Below are 16399 nucleotides of genomic sequence, written 5' to 3'. Positions count from 1 at the left end.
TTATGGGTAAATATTTTCTATTAGGAATATTGTTTCTAAGTATCTTTAGTTTAAAAGCAAAGACCTTGGTAGTATGCTCAGACTGTGAGTTTAGGTCTATTAAAGATGCTGTTTCAAAGTCTTCAAAATTTGATACTGTTCTTATCAAAAAAGGCACCTACAAAGAGTTCAATATCCTTGTAGACAAACCCTTAACCTTAAAGGGTGAAAACTACCCCGTAGTAGACGGCGAAGACCGTGGCGAAATCATACGCGTTGTTTCCGATAATGTGACTATTGATGGACTATACATTATTAACGTCGGCACAAGTTACACTACAGATTACGCCGCTATCCGGGTAGTTAAAAGTGAAAACTTCCTGATACAGAACGTAGTATTGGAAAAGCTCTTTTTCGGTATATATCTTGAAAAATCGAATAACGGTAAAGTGTATAACAACAAGATTAATGGCGATGCAGTGGATGAGTATAATTCTGGTAATGGTATTCAATTATGGTATTGCCACAATGTTCAGGTAGACCAAAATATTGTACAAGGTGTACGCGATGGTATTTACCTGGAGTTTTCTGATAACATTACCATCAATAACAACCTAAGCACAAATAATCTGAGGTATGGCCTTCATTTTATGTTTTCAAACGATGATGTGTACACAAATAATACCTTCGAGAACAATGGCGCTGGTGTGGCCGTAATGTTTTCAAAGAAAATTACAATGCGCAACAATACTTTTTCAAAAAACTGGGGTACAGCTTCTTTTGGTTTGTTATTAAAAGAGATCAATGATGCAGAAATTACAGGCAATATTTTCACCAATAATACTATCGGTATCAATGTAGAAGGATCCAATAGAATAAATTATTACAACAATGAATTTATTAGTAATGGTTGGGCTTTGAAAGTAAAAGGGGCATGTTATGCGAATTCATTTGTAAATAACAACTTTCTAAATAATTCCTTTGATCTATCTTATAACAGTAAAATTAACGACAATGTCTTTAAGGAGAATTATTGGAGTAATTACGCTGGTTATGATTTAAATAAGGATGGGGTAGGAGATGTACCTTACAGACCTGTTAAACTATTTTCATATATTGTGAACAGAACCCCTGAAACTATTGTACTACTGCGCAGTTTATTTATGGATATCATAGATTTTTCAGAAAAAGTATCGCCCATTTTTACACCGGATAATCTAATGGATAATAGCCCCCTCATGAAAAGAATAAAATGATAAAAATTGAAGACCTCCACAAAAAATTTGGTAGGAATCAGGTACTGAGCGGAACAAACCTTTCTATTAAAAGTCCTGGTATTTATGCCGTGCTTGGCCCTAATGGTTCTGGTAAAACCACTCTAATAAAATGTATTTTAGGAATGGTAATTCCTACTTCAGGTGAAATTGAAGTCGAAGGTAAGGCTGTCAAAAAAAATTGGAAATACAGACAAGAAATCAACTACCTGCCCCAGATAGCCAATTTTCCGGGGAATTTAAGGGTATTTGAACTAATAGCAATGATCAAGGATTTAAGGCAAAAGCCAAGTCAGGATGATGTTCTTATTTCAAGCTTTGGATTAGCTCCATATTTAAATAATAAACTGGCTTCCTTGTCTGGCGGCACCAGGCAAAAGGTAAACATACTTTTGGCTTTTATGTTTAACAGTCCGCTAATTATTTTGGATGAACCTACCACTGGTTTGGATCCGGCTGCCTTAATTAGTTTAAAAAAGCTTATTCAAAAGGAAAAGCAGCAGGGCAAAACTATTTTGATTACAACTCATATCATGCAGTTTGTTGAAGAAATGGCTGATACAATAATATATCTGCTGGAAGGTAAAATCTATTTTAAAGGAACTATCAAGGAGCTCAAAGAAAGGACAGGTGAAAATAATTTTGACCACGCTATAGCTACAATAGCAACAAATTTTGAGAATGTTTAAAATACTGAAATACAGCTTTTACGACCTAATGCGAAGCAGATGGAGCTATGTGTATTTTCTGTTTTATCTTGCCCTTGGTTTTGTTCTTTTATTTCTAAACAATGATGTTTCCAAAGCAGTTATTACGCTTATGAATGTTATCATTGTCCTGGTTCCGCTAATAGGCACAATTTTTGGCGTAATGTACTTCTATAATTCCAAAGAATTCACTGAACTTTTACTGGCGCTGCCCATTAAGCGTTCTTCTATTTTTACAGGGCAGTATTTAGGCGTAGCGGGTTCTTTGACCTTAAGTTTGGTAATGGGACTTGGGATTCCCTTTATTGCATACGGACTTTTTAGGAGCAATGCCATTTGGGATTTTTCACTATTATTGGTCGTTGGAGCATTTCTGACGTTAATTTTCACCGCTTTGTCGTTTAACATTGCATTGTCCAATGAAAATAAGATTAAAGGATTTGGTTATGCTGTATTATTATGGTTGTTTTTTGCGGTAATTTATGATGGGTTGTTTCTATTATCACTTATAATATTTGAGGACTATCCTTTAGACAAATATTCTTTGGTGGCCACAATGCTTAACCCTGTAGATCTTTCCAGAACACTAATACTTTTGAAATTAGATATATCTGCCCTTATGGGTTATACGGGGGCTGTATTCAAATCTTTTTTCGGAACGAGATCAGGGTTCTTTATTTCAATCTTTATGTTGATTTTATGGACACTTATTCCATTGTATAATCTCATTAGAAAAGCAAACAAAAAGGATTTTTAGAAAGAATAAGGTTCGATAAAATCTTTATAAGTTCCTCTTGATGGATGTACCCTGGTTTTAAGCAGTCTTTTTTTGGGATAATCCTGTAATATGGCATGTATTACATTCCGGCGTTCCGAATAAGAATTGGTTTTGCCCCAGGCAACTATTACGATATCGGAATCTTCTATAGCCTGCCTTATAAAACTGTCATTCTCTTTCCCGATTTTAGATGAAGCTCCTTTAAAATCTTTAGTTTGTATATAGGCAAACAGATTAACTACTATAATAGTTTTTACGTTTCTAAATGGCTCAACTTCTTTTTCAAAAATGAGTTTTTCCAGAAATTGAACAGATTTGTCCGCAAATTTTGAATTGGCAACGCTGGGATTTTGCATGATAACACAAAGGGTGTTGCCGCTTGTTTTTACCGCATTTTCTATTGTAAGCTGATAGCGGAATTTTTTACAATCAGAAAATTTGGCTTTTACCAGTACGTCAGGGATGTGTTTATAAATCATCGTTCAACAAATGCTTAATCAGTCTTGGCAAATGTTCAGAGCAATTTTAACCATTTCTTCAAATGTTCGTTCCCGTTCTTCGAAACTGCATTTTTCACCGGTCACCAAAGAGTCCGAAATTGTAAGGATAGCCAGTGCCTCAATATTATTTTTTGCAGCTATAGTATAAAGCCCGGCGGCTTCCATTTCAACGCATAGCACGCCATAGTTAGCCCATTTTTTGTAGGCCAAAGGATCTTCATCGTAGTACTGATCTGAAGAAAGTACGTTACCGGCTTTTATAGGAATGTTGTTTTCCTGCGTGTATTGAACAGCCTTCATCAACAAATTAAAATTGGCCGTAGGTGCATAACTGACATCGTTAAAAATAGCATTATTTATACCCGAATTTGTAGAAGCGGATAGGGCCAAAATAATATCCCTAATCTTAACATCTTCATGATAAGACCCTGCGGTACCCACCCGGATTATTCTTTTCACATCATATTCTTTAATAAGTTCATGATAATAAATCATGGCCGAAGGGATGCCCATACCACTTCCCTGTATTGAAATGCGTTGCCCTTTAAATTCCCCGGTATAACCCAGCATACCACGAATATTTGAGTAACAATAAGCGTTATCTAAAAACGTCTCAGCCATCCATTTGGCACGTAGAGGATCACCCGGCATTAAAACTGTATCGGCAATCTCATTCTTTTTTGCATCAATGTGAGCACTCATAGATTATGGATTAGTCTCTTTAACTATTTCAATTCCTGAGGAAGTGCCGAGACGAGAAACACCCATATCTATGTAGCGTATAGCAGTTTTTTTATCCTTTATTCCTCCTGAGGCTTTGATTTGTATTTTGTTTTGAATTATGCGCTGGATTAATTCAATATCTTCAAAAGTAGCTCCTCCTGAGCCAAATCCGGTTGAAGTCTTTACAAAATCAGCCTTACCCTCAACAACCAGCATACTGGCTATTTTTTTTTCTTCAGCAGTTAAGTAACAGGTTTCAATAATTACTTTCAAATTCCTGGAGCCAATGACCTGTTTTATTTTAGCTATTTCATCTTTTACCAGACGGTATTCTTCGAATTTTAACCAACCAAGATTTATAACCATATCTATTTCATCTGCCCCATGTTCAATGCAGTATTTGGCCTCACACAGTTTAGCTTCAGTAGACATGGCACCTAACGGAAAGCCAACTACAGCGGCTATTTTGATATCGGAATCCTTTAATTCTTCCTTTGCCAGCGCAACATAACAACTATTAACGCAAACAGCGTAAAAATTAAATTCCCGGGCTTCAGCGCATAACTGTTTTATTGCCCTGGGCGTTGCCGTAGGCTTTAATAAAGTATGGTCAATATATCGCTCTATTTGCATTAATGCGTTTTAAGATCGTTCAAATCGTTCATATGCGGCTTTTATCAACATTTCACGATGGTCCGGGTGTGAAATAGATATCAGGGCTTTTGCCCTTTCATACAAATTTTTACCAAAAAGATTTACCACACCAAACTCAGTAACCACATAGTGAACGTGAGCTCGGGTGGTCGTAACTCCCGCACCCTCTTTAAGGGTAGGGGTAATCTTGCTTACTCCTTTTGCCGTGGCTGAGGAAAGTGCAAAAATTGGTTTTCCTCCTTCTGAAATAGCGGCACCTCTTATAAAATCCATTTGACCGCCTACACCGGAAAAGTGTCGTTGTCCAATACTGTCGGCACACACCTGCCCGGTTAGATCTATTTCAATGGCACTGTTTATTGCCGTTACTTTAGGGTTTCTTGAAATTACACTGGTATCATTGGTATATCCCGCTTCTTTGAAATGTACCAGTGGATTATCATCTACAAAATCGTATAAATTTTTAGTGCCTGCGGCGAAACAAGTAACAATTTTACCGGTTTTAATCTCTTTTTCTTCTCCTGTAATAATGCCTTTCTCAACCAAAGGTAAAAGACCATCGGAAAACATTTCTGTATGTACCCCCAATCTTTTATGGTTGTGTAAATTGCTTAAAACGGCGTTGGGAATATTTCCGATACCTAATTGCAAAGTAGCGCCATCCTCAATTAGTTCGGCAACATTTTTTCCAATTGCGTGTTCTAAATCTGTTATTTGTGTAATTGGTGCAACATGGATAGGCTGATCAACCTCAATAGCCATATCAATACTGTTTTTATGAATAATACCATCTCCGTGAGTCCTTGGTACCTGAGGATTAATCTGAGCGATTACTTTTTTTGCCGTTTGTATTGCCGGCAAAGCAATATCTACAGAAACTCCTAAAGAACAATACCCATGACGGTCCGGGGGAGATACCTGAACCACTGCCACATCAAGGGGTAATATATTTCGCCTGAAAAGAAAATGTATTTCGCTAAGAAAGATGGGTATATAATCACCTTTATTTGTATTCACGGCTTTTCTAACATTGCCTCCAACAAAACAACTGTTTATATTAAATGCCTGATTATAGGGAGGTATTGCATATTTCACCTCTCCTTCAGTATGAATTGAAATAATCTCTACTTGTTCTAGTTCCTCATATCTTTCACAAATACTATTAATTAAAGTATTGGGAGTCATAGCAGCTCCTTGCAGAAATATTCGATCCCCGGATTTTACAATGGCGGCAGCTTCTGCTGCGGTAACAATTTTCATGTTAGTATTATATTGGATTTATAAAGCGCCTCATTTAAATAAATTAAGGCTAATGACATTCTAATTCTGTAGAAACCATTTCAACCATTGGTTTTGGGGATACATATGGTATTCCTAAACCCATTCCTCTCAGAATAAAAAGTAATCCTATGATAACTACAAAAACGGGTATTAATTTACGTATTCGCCGCTTAGAAGAATCCTTTAATATTCCACTCAGATAAACGGCTGTTGACATTAATGGAACAGTACCTAAACCAAACAAAATCATATATAACGAACCTTCAAGAGCTGTACCCATGGCAATTGCTCCCAACAGGGCCATATAAACCAGTCCGCAAGGCAGGAACCCATTTAAAAAGCCAATAGTTAGAAAAGTATCTGCCGTTTTCTTTTTCAATGCTTTACCTAAACTACTTTTAATTTTTCCAATAATGCGATACACAGGTCTTGAAAAGCTAAGCCTGCTCATATAGTTAAAGGGCATGATTACAATTAATATCATGAGTACCCCAATAAGAATCGATAATTTTTGCTGTATACCAAAGATGTATAGTCCCTTTCCCAATAGGCCAAATAATAAACCAATAATGCCATATGCCATTAGTCTTCCAAAATGGTAAATGAAAACCTGACCTGCTTTTTTATACTTATTATTCCGACTTACAGGCAGCATAAAGGCAATGGGTCCGCACATGCCTATGCAGTGTAAACTCCCCAAAAGGCCTAAGACTAAAGCAGACAATAACATATTACTAATTAATAGGTGATACTTTCTTTTACCAGGTACTTTTTGCCCTGATAATTCCAGTAAATTTTAATGTCCCAGCGACCATCCAACAAACGTTTGTCAGGTATGAGCAAATGTTTATTGGATAAACTTAAAGGAAAGTCAAAATCCAAGTGTTTATTGGATGGTCTATATAGGGACACTTTACCTTCTATTTCTTTATAATTCATTTTTGGTGGGAAAGTAATGGCTATTCCATTTTCCTCGTTAACAAAACTGAATTGGGCAGCATAATCTTTGGCATTATTAAGTGCGTCAATCTCCTTCTGATAAGCCAGTTCTTCCTTGTAATACTCCTCTGTGACTAAATCATGATTGGCACTGTTATCTGTACTTGCAAGAATTACGAAATACATTATAAATGCAATAAATGCGATAAATGCCAAAACTATTCCTGTTCCCCAGTTAAACTTCATATTTTTTATTTCTTATTAATGAATACTCCTAATTATAGCTTCTAGGTGCCAGGAATCTGGCCGTTGTTGTTTCAATTAATTGATCTCCACTATATACCCCAATCTTCAATTTGTCTTTATCACCATTCAATGCAGCATTATTAATTTCTATAAACAAGGTGCCTTCTGCCAATTGCTGTGCAGGGACCTCAAAACTGCGATGTGATACCAAATCAATTTTTCCTTTATGAGAGAGAAGTTTAAAACTAACATCACTAATGTCTTTGGATGTTTTATTTATCAGCTTGTAGGTGTACACATTACTGATTATGTTACCTTCTTTATGTTCATATAGTTGTCCGGGTAACCTTAAAATATTGGCTTCCAGATCATTTCTTAAGAAAAGCATACCAATGAGCACTCCAATTAATATGACAAGTACTGCAGAGTATCCTTTTAATCTGGGACTAAAAGTAAATTTCGCCTTTTTTTCAATATTGTCTTCACTGGCATAACGAATAAGACCTTTCGGAAGGTCTATTTTTTCCATAATCGTGTCACATTCATCTATACAAGCCGTACAATTCACACATTCTAATTGAGTTCCATTTCTAATATCAATACCAGTAGGGCATACATTAACACATTGAAAGCAGTCTATACAATCTCCATAACCCTGTGCTTTCCTGTCTTCATTTTTTCGAAATTTCTTCCGACCATTTTCGGCTTCACCGCGTTTATGGTCATAGGCAACTACAATGGACTTATTGTCTAATAATACCCCTTGCATTCTCCCATAGGGGCAGGCAATTATGCAGACCTGTTCTCTGAACCATGCAAAAACAAAATAGAATACTGCCGTAAAAACAAGAAGAGACACCAATGTATTCATATGGGTAAGGGGACCATCTGTGATGTATTGCATTAATTTGTCACTCCCAATAAGATAGGCCAGGAAGACATTTGCAATTAAAAAGGACATTACAAAGAAGGCGAACCATTTTAGTAATCGTTTCCGTATTTTATCTGCATTCCATGATTGCTTTGCCAATCGCATCTGAGCACCTCTGTCTCCATCTATCCAATACTCAATTCGCCTGAAGACCATTTCCATAAATATAGTTTGAGGACACATCCATCCACAAAAAATACGTCCAAATGCCACGGTAAAAAACGCTATAAAAATTACCCCTATAATCATAGAAATAACAAAAAGGTGGAAATCCTGCGGCCAAAACGGAAAGCCAAAAATATTAAACCGACGCTCCAAAACATTAAACATCAGGAACTGGTTACCATTAAGTTTAATAAATGGTGAAGCAAAGAGGAAGATCAGCAAACCATAACTAACCCATTTTCGATACCTGTAATACCTGCCACTAGGTTTTTTAGGGAATATCCAGGCCCGCTTTCCTTCTTCGTCAATGGTCCCAATGGTGTCCCTGAAATTCTCTTCCATAGCTTTATCTTCTATCCCCTATTCATACCTAAGTATGAATTTATTCATTAATAACCACCGAGGTAGAGTCCGTCTCCTTATCCGGAGTAGCATCATTAGGCGCGCTTTCCTCTTCTGGAGCATTTTCGTCTACCCATAGGTCTCCTTCAGCTGCCTTGGGATTAGCTGGTGTAGTGCCTTGAAAACTTAGCAGATAACTGGCTACCTGTGCCATTTCTAATGGTTTAAGCGTTTGCTTCCATGAAACCATTCCTTTACCGGCCCGACCACCTTCCGAAATGGTATTAAACACATTTTTAATTCCACCTCCCAGGATCCAATATTCGTCTGCAAGATTTGGGCCAATCCCTCCGCCACCATCTGCCATATGACATACAACGCAATTGGTTTCAAATATGGATTTTCCTGCACTAATATCTGAGGCTTCAGTTAATAATGCCACAGTATTTACATCTACCAGATCTTTAGCAGTTTTTTTATAAGCTTCAATTTGGGCCTGTGCTTCTGCTACCTCCAGTTCATATTCTAAATCCTGATCATAATCGCCATAAATTTCGAATCTTATAAGGTATATAACCCCAAAAATAATGGTGGCATAAAAAAGGTAAACCCACCATGGCGGTAATTTATTGTCAAGCTCTTTTATACCATCATAGTTGTGATCCAAAATGATTTCACCTTCAGCCTCTATGGGTTTGGAGCCTAGTAGTTTTTGGTACATTTTCTTACCCCAACTCCATTCCAGTTGTTTAGATTTAGATTCCAAATACCTTTCTTTACCTTCTGAGGAAAGGGTTTGAAACATAACATTTTCTATAGACTTTAAAATAAGCTCAATTGCAATTAAAATTAATAACACCATCAACAGAAAGAACTGTGTTATAGGATATTCAATAAATGCAGGTTTTTCTCCGGAGTCAATAAAGTACTCCATCAGTCCGAAGATGATAAAGAATATTATAGGGATTCTGATCCACCAGGGTGACATATTTTTCATGGCTCTTATTGTTTTGGTTGATTATCTTCTAAGGGTATTTCACTTACTTCTTTTATATGCTCTTTGGAGGCGGTAAATACCCACCAAAAAAGAATGGCAAAAAATATAAAGAAGATAAGTAATGATATCATGGGATACGTGGCAATGCCTTCCATACTTTCCATGTGATTTTTTATAAATTTTAGCATGATCTACTTGTTTTCTGACAATAATTCGTCGGTTTCCTTAACTTTTATATCCGTACCTAGCCGCTGTAAGTAAGCGATTAGCGAAACTATTTCACGATCACGCATTTCTACAAAGTCCAATCCGTTATCCGCAGCGTATTTTTTATCTGCTTCATAGGATTTTACAAAATCGGGATCAGCATAAAGGTTTTCTTCTATTTGTATGGACTGTTCTTCCATAGAAGCCTCTGCATTCGCAATTTCCTCTTCGGTATAAGGTACACCGAGACTTACCATTGCTTCCATTTTTCCCTGTATATCACTTCTGTCGTGTTCATTGAGAACTAACCACTGATATGCCGGCATTATGGAACCTGAAGAGGTGCTTTGGGGGTCATACATATGGTTAAGATGCCAACTATCGGAATATTTACCCCCAATTCGCAATAAATCAGGCCCTGTACGTTTACTCCCCCAAAGGAATGGGTGATCATAAACAAACTCTCCTGCTTTGGCGTATTCTCCATATCGTTCCACCTCGCTTCTGAAAGGACGAATCATCTGAGAATGACAACCTACACAACCTTCACGTATATAAAGATCTCTTCCCTCCAATTCCAGAGGAGTATATGGTTTTACACTTGTAATAGTTGGTATATTTGATTTTACCAGAATAGTTGGGACTATCTGGACAATCCCCCCAATAAGAATGGCTATTGTAGCAAATATTGTCAATTTAATAGGTTTGCGTTCCAGCCAGGTATGATACGTTTCTCCTGCGGTTCTTTTTTTAGATACCCTGGTTAGGGCTGCCGCTTCTGCAAGTTCATCTTCCACCTTGCTACCCGAGCGAACCGTAACTACTATGTTGTACAACATTACAATAAACCCAACAATGTACAGGCTGCCACCAATCGCCCGCATCCAGTACATTGGCATAATTTCATTTACCGTCTCTAAGAAGTTCCCGTAAACAAGGGAGCCATCCGGATTAAATTCTTTCCACATCAAAGCCTGAGTAAAGCCGGCGACATACATGGGCAAGGCATATAATATGATTCCTAAAGTACCAATCCAAAAGTGGAAATTAGCCATAGGGATAGAATGCAGTCTGGTTTTAAACATTTTGGGCACCATCCAGTATATCATTCCAAAGGCCAGAAAACCATTCCAGGCAAGGGCACCTACATGGACATGTGCAATAATCCAATCACTAAAATGGGCTATGGCATTTACATTTTTCAGGGATAACATGGGACCTTCAAAAGTCGCCATCCCATAACCTGTAATTGCAACCACCATAAATTTAAGGGTTGGGTCTGTACGTACCTTATCCCAGGCTCCTCTAAGGGTCAGTAACCCATTTATCATACCACCCCAGGAAGGAGCAATAAGCATAACTGAAAATGCTACACCTAAATTTTGTGCCCAATCGGGTAAGGCCGAATAGAGTAAATGGTGAGGTCCGGCCCAGATGTAAATAAAAATCAATGACCAGAAATGGACTATGGAAAGTCTATAGGAGTATACAGGCCTGTTGGCCGCTTTAGGAACAAAATAATACATTAGTCCTAAAAAAGGTGTGGTAAGGAAGAAAGCCACAGCGTTATGACCGTACCACCATTGAACCAAAGCATCCTGAACTCCTGCATATACCGAATAACTTTTTAAAGCGCTAACCGGTAATTCCAAACTATTAAAGATATGAAGAACAGCTACTGTTACGAATGTGGCCAAATAGAACCAAATAGCCACATAAAGGTGACGTTGTCTTCTTTTAACCATTGTTCCAATCAGGTTCCATCCAAATGCGACCCATACAAGCGCAATTGCAATATCAATTGGCCACTCCAACTCAGCATATTCTTTAGAAGTACTATATCCAAGAGGAAGCGTGATTGCTGCCGCTACTATTATAGCTTGCCACCCCCAGAAGTTAAACTTACTTAGGAAGTCACTAAACATACGGGCTTTGAGTAAACGCTGGGTAGAGTAATAAACCCCGGCAAAGATAGCGTTCCCTACGAATGCAAAGATAACAGCATTGGTGTGCAATGGGCGAAGTCGTCCGAAACTTAGAAATGATATTCCATCTGTTATATTAGGGAATAGAAACATTAATGCAAGTAGTAATCCTACGAGCATACCAATGATTCCCCAAAACAAGGTGGCATAGAGGAAATTTTTTACGATCTTGTTGTCGTAATAGAACTGTTGTACTTCCATAATTACAAATTTTGCTTTTTATTTAGTTGGTTTGATTTTTTGATTTTAGTAGTAGGTTCTATAGTTGTGTTTTTTACAACTTCATCTTCAAATAACATTCTGACTGAGGGAGTATACGAGTCATCATACTGCCCGCTCCGAACAGAAATGATAAAAGCAGCAAAGAAAACCAGTGCTACTACAATACTAATTGTAAGCAATAAATAAATGACACTCATACCTACCTGAATTCTGGCGTAAAACTACATTTGTGGACAATTTCAAAAAATGACATATGTCAGGTTCTTTAATTAATTTAACTTCTTTCCTATTACATTGGTTGCAAGTGTAGCAAAAGCCACAATGCTAATTGAACTCAATGGCATTAAGATTGCTGCAATTACGGGTTCTAACTGTCCTGTCACAGCAAAATAAAGCCCAACCACATTATACATCAATGAGAGAATAAAACACAATTTAATAATTTTTATGGCCTTTTTAGAGGCCAGAATGTAATTGTTAAGATATTTAAATTTTGTAGCATCAAGAATTCCATCACAGGCGGGGGAGAAAACGTTTATGTTTTCAGAAATTGCAAGACCCACATTACTCTGTGCCAGAGCACCTGCATCATTTAGACCATCACCCACCATTAGGACCTTTTTGTCATTAGCCTGTAACTCGCTTATAAACTCCAACTTATCCGTTGGTTTTTGATTAAAATATAAAGGGGTCAATTTTGGTAAAAGCTTTTCCAGCCTGGTCTTTTCTCCTGAATTATCGCCCGATATTACGGCTAAATCCATATAGCGCCCCATTTCTTTAAAAACTTCCGAAACTCCTTCCCTGTAATTATTATTAAAAACAAAACACCCCTTATAGGCATCATTTGCGCTTACATGAACGGAGGTGCTGTTATAATCACTTTGTTGTTGATGCCCTACAAAATCTGCGGAACCAACTTTAACGTCGCTCTTGTCCTTAACCCCTTGTACTCCTTTCCCTGTATATTCCCTATACTCATCAAGGGTTTCTATATCGTGTTCTTTTAACAATGCATATAGTGATCTGCTCAGCGGATGGTTGGATGCCCTCAGGGTATTTTTTAGCAAGGATTCCTCCTCAACAGAAAGCTCCATGCCTTCATAGGAAATTGAACTAGATTGCGTTGTTGTTATTGTACCGGTTTTATCAAATATTGCAGTATCTATTTGAGCCAACTGCTCTATTACACTACTGTCCTTCAGATAGAATTTTTTACGTCCGAAAATCCGTAACATATTGCCCAGGGTAAACGGAGCTGCAAGGGCAATAGCGCACGGACAGGCAATGATAAGTACAGCTGTAAAAACATTAAATACCTTACTGCTGTCCTGATACATCCAAAAAGATGCTGCAATTATGGCAATAGCCAATACAGCTATTGTAAAGCGTTTTCCTATGCTGTCTGTTAAAGTTTGAAAAGCAGTTGTCTTGTCTTTTTGGAAAACCGAATTACCCCATAATTGCGTGAGATAGCTCTGAGAAACACTTTTTAAAGTTTCTATTTCAATTGCGCCATAACACTGTCTGCCACCGGCAAAAACTTTATCACCGGAAATTTTTTGGACAGGCTCTGATTCTCCGGTTACAAAGCTATAATCTATTTGGGCCTTCCCGTTTATAAGGATTCCATCTACCGGAATTAGTTCCTTATTCCTTATTAGTAACCTGTCGCCTCTTTTAATATCATATACCTGAACTGTTTCCTCTTTCTTTTTTTTGCTTAATCTGGTAACTGCAATAGGGAAATACGACTTGTAGTCGCGTTCAAAAGAAAGGAATGAATATGTTTTTTGTTGAAAGAATCTCCCAACCAATAAGAAGAAAATTAAACCCGTAAGACTGTCAAAGAAGCCCGAACCCAAGTCAAAGAATATTTCGAAACTACTGCGAGTAAAAAGCACCAAAACACCCAGGGCAATTGGCACATCAATATTTAAAAGTCCGGAACGCAATCCTTTGTAAGCAGAGATGAGATAATCACTACCTGCATAAAATACAACAGGGAGTGAAAAAGCAAACATCAACCATCTGAATAAACCTTTGTACTGATCAAGCCAAAATTCCCCCACCTCAAAATACTCCGGAAAAGATAAAAACATAATATTCCCAAAAGCAAAACCGGCAACACCAAGTTTATATAATATACTTCTGTCTGTTTTACTCTTACCCTTGTCATAATCATCAAGGGAGATATAGGGTTCATAACCAATTTTTGCTAATAATATAACCAGTTCTTTTAATGTAACCAGTTCCGCTTTAAAAGTAACTCTAACTGTTTTTTTTGGGAAGTCTACCTGTGAATTCGTAATTCCGGGATGTAATTTTTTTAAATTCTCCAACACCCAAATACACGAACTGCAATGTATACCTGGAATAAACAGATTAACAATTTGAACAGTTCCATCATCAAATTCAATTAATCGTTGTGCAATGGTATTGGAAGTGAGAAAATCGTATTTTCCTTCAATGGCTAATGGAGTAGTACCCGCGCCTGATTGAAGATCATAGTAATAGGTCAGATCATTAGACTGAAAAATCTCATAGACTGTTTTACATCCGTTACAACAGAAATTCTTATCGTCAAATACTATCGCCGTGATGTTGCAGTTATCACCACAGTGGTAACATTTACTCATATTAATAACATTTGCTTACTACCTGAATGCGAAATTGTAGTAATTTACTTAAAATATATATGATATTTGTCACCTTTTCGATAATTTTGAAGTTCAATAGCGTAAACAAAAATCCATGGGCTCTGAAAACAGGTGCGAGAATTGTATAGTACGTCAATTTAATTCCTTACGGGCTATGAGTAAGGATGAATTAAAACAGGTTTCTGATTCAAAGATTTCCAAAAGCGTTAGAAAAGGCGAAGCTATTTTCGAAGAAGGAGAAAAACTAAACGGGGTGTTTTGTGTTCGGGATGGGGTTTCAAAGCTTTCTAAACTAAGCTCTAACGGAAAAGATCAAATAGTGAAATTAGCCACAAAAGGTGAAGTTATGGGTCAACGTTCTGTGATTGCAGAGGAGACTTCAAATTTAAGTGCAGTCGCTGTTAACGATATGGAACTTTGCTTTATTCCCAAAGAAGTAATTGTGAATACCTTACACAAGAATCCTGGTTTTACATTTGAAGTCCTTCGCCTCATGTCACATGACTTAAGAGAAGCAGATGATGTGATTGTAAATATTTCTCAAAAAACTGTAAAACAACGTATCGCAGAAGCATTCCTTTATCTTAAATCTAACTATGGTGAAGACGCGGACGGATATTTAGTTCTTACCCTTTCAAGGGAGGATATAGCTAATGTTGTTGGCACTGCCACGGAATCCTGCATTCGAATTATTTCGGAATTTAAAAAGAAGGGCTTGCTAAAGAGTTCCGGGAAGAAACTTGGAATTTTGGATGAAAAGAAATTAAGCGAACTTGCTGAAGGATTTTAGTTCAGCACTTCAGTACTAATTCAGCCCCAATATAGTTCCTGCCTAAAGTAAATAAGTACTTGTCAATAATTATTCAGGATTTAAAAACCTGACATATATCATTGTTTCCATGTAATCCCAGAGGTATTTTTACACCGTTGTTTCTTTAATCGGGTGTATGAAAAACATATTATTACCAACAGATTTTTCCAAAAATTCTTTAAATGCTGCAAAGTTTGCAATTGAATTTTTTAAAGAAGAAGAATGTGCTTTTCATCTTTTAAATACATATACCCCTGCTATAGTACACAGCCGTTTTATGGCTGCTACTATTCATGGAGGGTTACTTGAAGATAATGTTCGATCCGAGTCTGAGAGTGGATTGGAAGAATTTTTGAATCAAATCAATACGTATTATAAATACCCTCAACACAGTTTTAATTGCGTTTCTTCGTTTAATCTGCTAACCGAAGAAATCAAAGAGCTTGTGGAAGCAAAGGATATTGATTTTATAGTAACAGGTACAAAAGGATCATCTGGCTTTGAGGAGGTATTTTTGGGAAGTAATACCGTAAGAATAATTAAGGCCGTAAGAACATGCCCAATTCTGGCGGTACCGGAAGATTTTGAGTATATAAAACCTGTTAGAATTGGTTTCCCTACCGATTTTAAAAGAAATTTTAGTGTAGAAGTAATTAAGCCTTTGATTCAGCTGACTGCTAAATTTGGAGCTACTATAAATATAATGCATATTAGCGAGGAGGAAGAATTGAACAAGTACCAGCATTCAAATAAAGATATATTACTGGAGTATGTTTCGTCTGTATCACATTGTTTGCATAGCATGCCTTATTTTGCCAGTAAATCAGATGTGATTGAATTCTTCATAAAGGAGTTTGACATCCAATTGCTTGCCCTTGTACATTATCGACATGGATTTCTGGAAGAATTGGTTAAAGAACCTGTGGTCAAACGCATTGCGTTTCACACGCCAATACCTCTTCTGGTATTACCCGACTAGTTCAGAAAAAAAATAAAGA

The 16399-nt window shown here is 37.1% G+C and carries 17 protein-coding genes; 5 read left to right on the top strand and 12 right to left on the bottom strand.

Annotation, left to right across the window (positions count from 1 at the left end; translation table 11 throughout):
* Nucleotides 1-2 precede the first annotated feature (2 nt).
* Genes Q0874_RS15395 through Q0874_RS15385 form a run of 3 tightly spaced genes read left to right on the top strand, consistent with a single transcriptional unit; the run spans nt 3 to nt 2717 of the window.
* Nucleotides 3-1235: a nitrous oxide reductase family maturation protein NosD gene (locus tag Q0874_RS15395; protein ID WP_299164410.1), complete on the top strand. Its 1233-nt coding sequence runs from the start codon at nt 3-5 to the stop codon at nt 1233-1235.
* Nucleotides 1232-1942 carry an ABC transporter ATP-binding protein gene (locus Q0874_RS15390; RefSeq protein WP_299164409.1) on the top strand — a complete coding sequence of 237 codons (711 nt, stop codon included), beginning with the start codon at nt 1232-1234 and terminating at the stop codon, nt 1940-1942. The genes Q0874_RS15395 and Q0874_RS15390 overlap by 4 nt, the downstream gene beginning before the upstream one ends.
* Nucleotides 1935-2717, top strand: a complete 783-nt coding sequence (locus Q0874_RS15385) for an ABC transporter permease (protein WP_299164408.1) — start codon at nt 1935-1937, stop codon at nt 2715-2717. The genes Q0874_RS15390 and Q0874_RS15385 overlap by 8 nt, the downstream gene beginning before the upstream one ends.
* On the opposite strand, the gene Q0874_RS15380 is transcribed toward Q0874_RS15385, so the two are convergent.
* The 12 genes from Q0874_RS15380 to Q0874_RS15325 form a co-directional block, all read right to left on the bottom strand.
* Nucleotides 2714-3217: a DUF1643 domain-containing protein gene (locus Q0874_RS15380; protein WP_299164407.1), complete on the bottom strand. Its 504-nt coding sequence runs from the start codon at nt 3215-3217 to the stop codon at nt 2714-2716. The two genes, Q0874_RS15385 and Q0874_RS15380, sit on opposite strands and share 4 nt — an antisense overlap.
* Before the next feature lie 18 nt (nt 3218-3235).
* Nucleotides 3236-3940, bottom strand: a complete 705-nt coding sequence (deoD, locus tag Q0874_RS15375; protein ID WP_299164406.1) for a purine-nucleoside phosphorylase — start codon at nt 3938-3940, stop codon at nt 3236-3238.
* A 3-nt stretch (nt 3941-3943) separates the two neighbouring features.
* Nucleotides 3944-4594, bottom strand: a complete 651-nt coding sequence (deoC, locus tag Q0874_RS15370) for a deoxyribose-phosphate aldolase (RefSeq protein WP_299164405.1) — start codon at nt 4592-4594, stop codon at nt 3944-3946.
* Nucleotides 4595-4603: 9 nt separating this feature from the next.
* A complete protein-coding gene (locus Q0874_RS15365) occupies nt 4604-5875 on the bottom strand; it encodes an acetyl-CoA hydrolase/transferase C-terminal domain-containing protein (RefSeq protein WP_299164404.1) in 1272 nt (423 codons plus the stop codon).
* 49 nt (nt 5876-5924) lie between these two features.
* Nucleotides 5925-6626 (bottom strand): sulfite exporter TauE/SafE family protein, encoded by a 702-nt coding sequence (locus tag Q0874_RS15360; protein ID WP_299164403.1) that lies wholly within the window; start codon nt 6624-6626, stop codon nt 5925-5927.
* Between the two features lie 8 nt (nt 6627-6634).
* Nucleotides 6635-7081, bottom strand: coding sequence for a FixH family protein (locus tag Q0874_RS15355; RefSeq protein ID WP_299164402.1), 447 nt, complete (start codon nt 7079-7081; stop codon nt 6635-6637).
* Between the two features lie 28 nt (nt 7082-7109).
* A complete protein-coding gene (ccoG, locus tag Q0874_RS15350) occupies nt 7110-8519 on the bottom strand; it encodes a cytochrome c oxidase accessory protein CcoG (RefSeq protein WP_299164401.1) in 1410 nt (469 codons plus the stop codon).
* Nucleotides 8520-8559: 40 nt separating this feature from the next.
* Nucleotides 8560-9516, bottom strand: a complete 957-nt coding sequence (locus Q0874_RS15345; protein WP_299164400.1) for a cbb3-type cytochrome c oxidase N-terminal domain-containing protein — start codon at nt 9514-9516, stop codon at nt 8560-8562.
* A gap of 5 nt (nt 9517-9521) precedes the next feature.
* Entirely contained in the window at nt 9522-9704 is a 183-nt protein-coding gene (locus Q0874_RS15340) for a CcoQ/FixQ family Cbb3-type cytochrome c oxidase assembly chaperone (protein ID WP_299164399.1), read from the bottom strand.
* 3 nt (nt 9705-9707) lie between these two features.
* A complete protein-coding gene (gene ccoN / locus Q0874_RS15335; RefSeq protein WP_299164398.1) occupies nt 9708-11909 on the bottom strand; it encodes a cytochrome-c oxidase, cbb3-type subunit I in 2202 nt (733 codons plus the stop codon).
* 2 nt (nt 11910-11911) lie between these two features.
* Nucleotides 11912-12127 carry a cbb3-type cytochrome oxidase assembly protein CcoS gene (ccoS, locus tag Q0874_RS15330; protein WP_299164397.1) on the bottom strand — a complete coding sequence of 72 codons (216 nt, stop codon included), beginning with the start codon at nt 12125-12127 and terminating at the stop codon, nt 11912-11914.
* Nucleotides 12128-12199: 72 nt separating this feature from the next.
* Complete coding sequence (locus Q0874_RS15325; protein ID WP_299164396.1) at nt 12200-14569, bottom strand: heavy metal translocating P-type ATPase metal-binding domain-containing protein; 2370 nt, start codon at nt 14567-14569, stop codon at nt 12200-12202.
* A 115-nt stretch (nt 14570-14684) separates the two neighbouring features.
* Here Q0874_RS15325 and Q0874_RS15320 point away from each other — a divergent pair, with 115 nt between their 5' ends.
* Both Q0874_RS15320 and Q0874_RS15315 read left to right on the top strand, forming a co-directional pair.
* The gene (locus Q0874_RS15320) at nt 14685-15380 is read left to right on the top strand and encodes a Crp/Fnr family transcriptional regulator (RefSeq protein WP_299164395.1); all 696 of its coding nucleotides are present in this window, start codon (nt 14685-14687) and stop codon (nt 15378-15380) included.
* A 157-nt stretch (nt 15381-15537) separates the two neighbouring features.
* Nucleotides 15538-16380 (top strand): universal stress protein, encoded by an 843-nt coding sequence (locus Q0874_RS15315; protein ID WP_299164394.1) that lies wholly within the window; start codon nt 15538-15540, stop codon nt 16378-16380.
* Nucleotides 16381-16399 lie beyond the last annotated feature (19 nt).

This window comes from uncultured Eudoraea sp. (assembly GCF_947490415.1).
Classification (GTDB): Bacteria; Bacteroidota; Bacteroidia; order Flavobacteriales; family Flavobacteriaceae; genus Eudoraea.
Note: the sequence above shows the minus strand (reverse complement) of the source record. Positions and strands in the feature narration are given on the sequence as shown.

Coding starts and splice junctions, on each gene's coding strand:
- Q0874_RS15380 (WP_299164407.1), bottom strand. CDS start 3,217: ATGATTTATAAACACATCCCTGACGTACTGGTAAAAGCCAAATTTTCT.
- ccoN (WP_299164398.1), bottom strand. CDS start 11,909: ATGGAAGTACAACAGTTCTATTACGACAACAAGATCGTAAAAAATTTC.
- Q0874_RS15385 (WP_299164408.1), top strand. CDS start 1,935: ATGTTTAAAATACTGAAATACAGCTTTTACGACCTAATGCGAAGCAGA.
- ccoG (WP_299164401.1), bottom strand. CDS start 8,519: ATGGAAGAGAATTTCAGGGACACCATTGGGACCATTGACGAAGAAGGA.
- Q0874_RS15340 (WP_299164399.1), bottom strand. CDS start 9,704: ATGCTAAAATTTATAAAAAATCACATGGAAAGTATGGAAGGCATTGCC.
- ccoS (WP_299164397.1), bottom strand. CDS start 12,127: ATGAGTGTCATTTATTTATTGCTTACAATTAGTATTGTAGTAGCACTG.
- deoC (WP_299164405.1), bottom strand. CDS start 4,594: ATGCAAATAGAGCGATATATTGACCATACTTTATTAAAGCCTACGGCA.
- Q0874_RS15355 (WP_299164402.1), bottom strand. CDS start 7,081: ATGAAGTTTAACTGGGGAACAGGAATAGTTTTGGCATTTATCGCATTT.
- Q0874_RS15360 (WP_299164403.1), bottom strand. CDS start 6,626: ATGTTATTGTCTGCTTTAGTCTTAGGCCTTTTGGGGAGTTTACACTGC.
- Q0874_RS15345 (WP_299164400.1), bottom strand. CDS start 9,516: ATGAAAAATATGTCACCCTGGTGGATCAGAATCCCTATAATATTCTTT.
- Q0874_RS15320 (WP_299164395.1), top strand. CDS start 14,685: ATGGGCTCTGAAAACAGGTGCGAGAATTGTATAGTACGTCAATTTAAT.
- Q0874_RS15325 (WP_299164396.1), bottom strand. CDS start 14,569: ATGAGTAAATGTTACCACTGTGGTGATAACTGCAACATCACGGCGATA.
- Q0874_RS15395 (WP_299164410.1), top strand. CDS start 3: ATGGGTAAATATTTTCTATTAGGAATATTGTTTCTAAGTATCTTTAGT.
- Q0874_RS15315 (WP_299164394.1), top strand. CDS start 15,538: ATGAAAAACATATTATTACCAACAGATTTTTCCAAAAATTCTTTAAAT.
- deoD (WP_299164406.1), bottom strand. CDS start 3,940: ATGAGTGCTCACATTGATGCAAAAAAGAATGAGATTGCCGATACAGTT.
- Q0874_RS15365 (WP_299164404.1), bottom strand. CDS start 5,875: ATGAAAATTGTTACCGCAGCAGAAGCTGCCGCCATTGTAAAATCCGGG.
- Q0874_RS15390 (WP_299164409.1), top strand. CDS start 1,232: ATGATAAAAATTGAAGACCTCCACAAAAAATTTGGTAGGAATCAGGTA.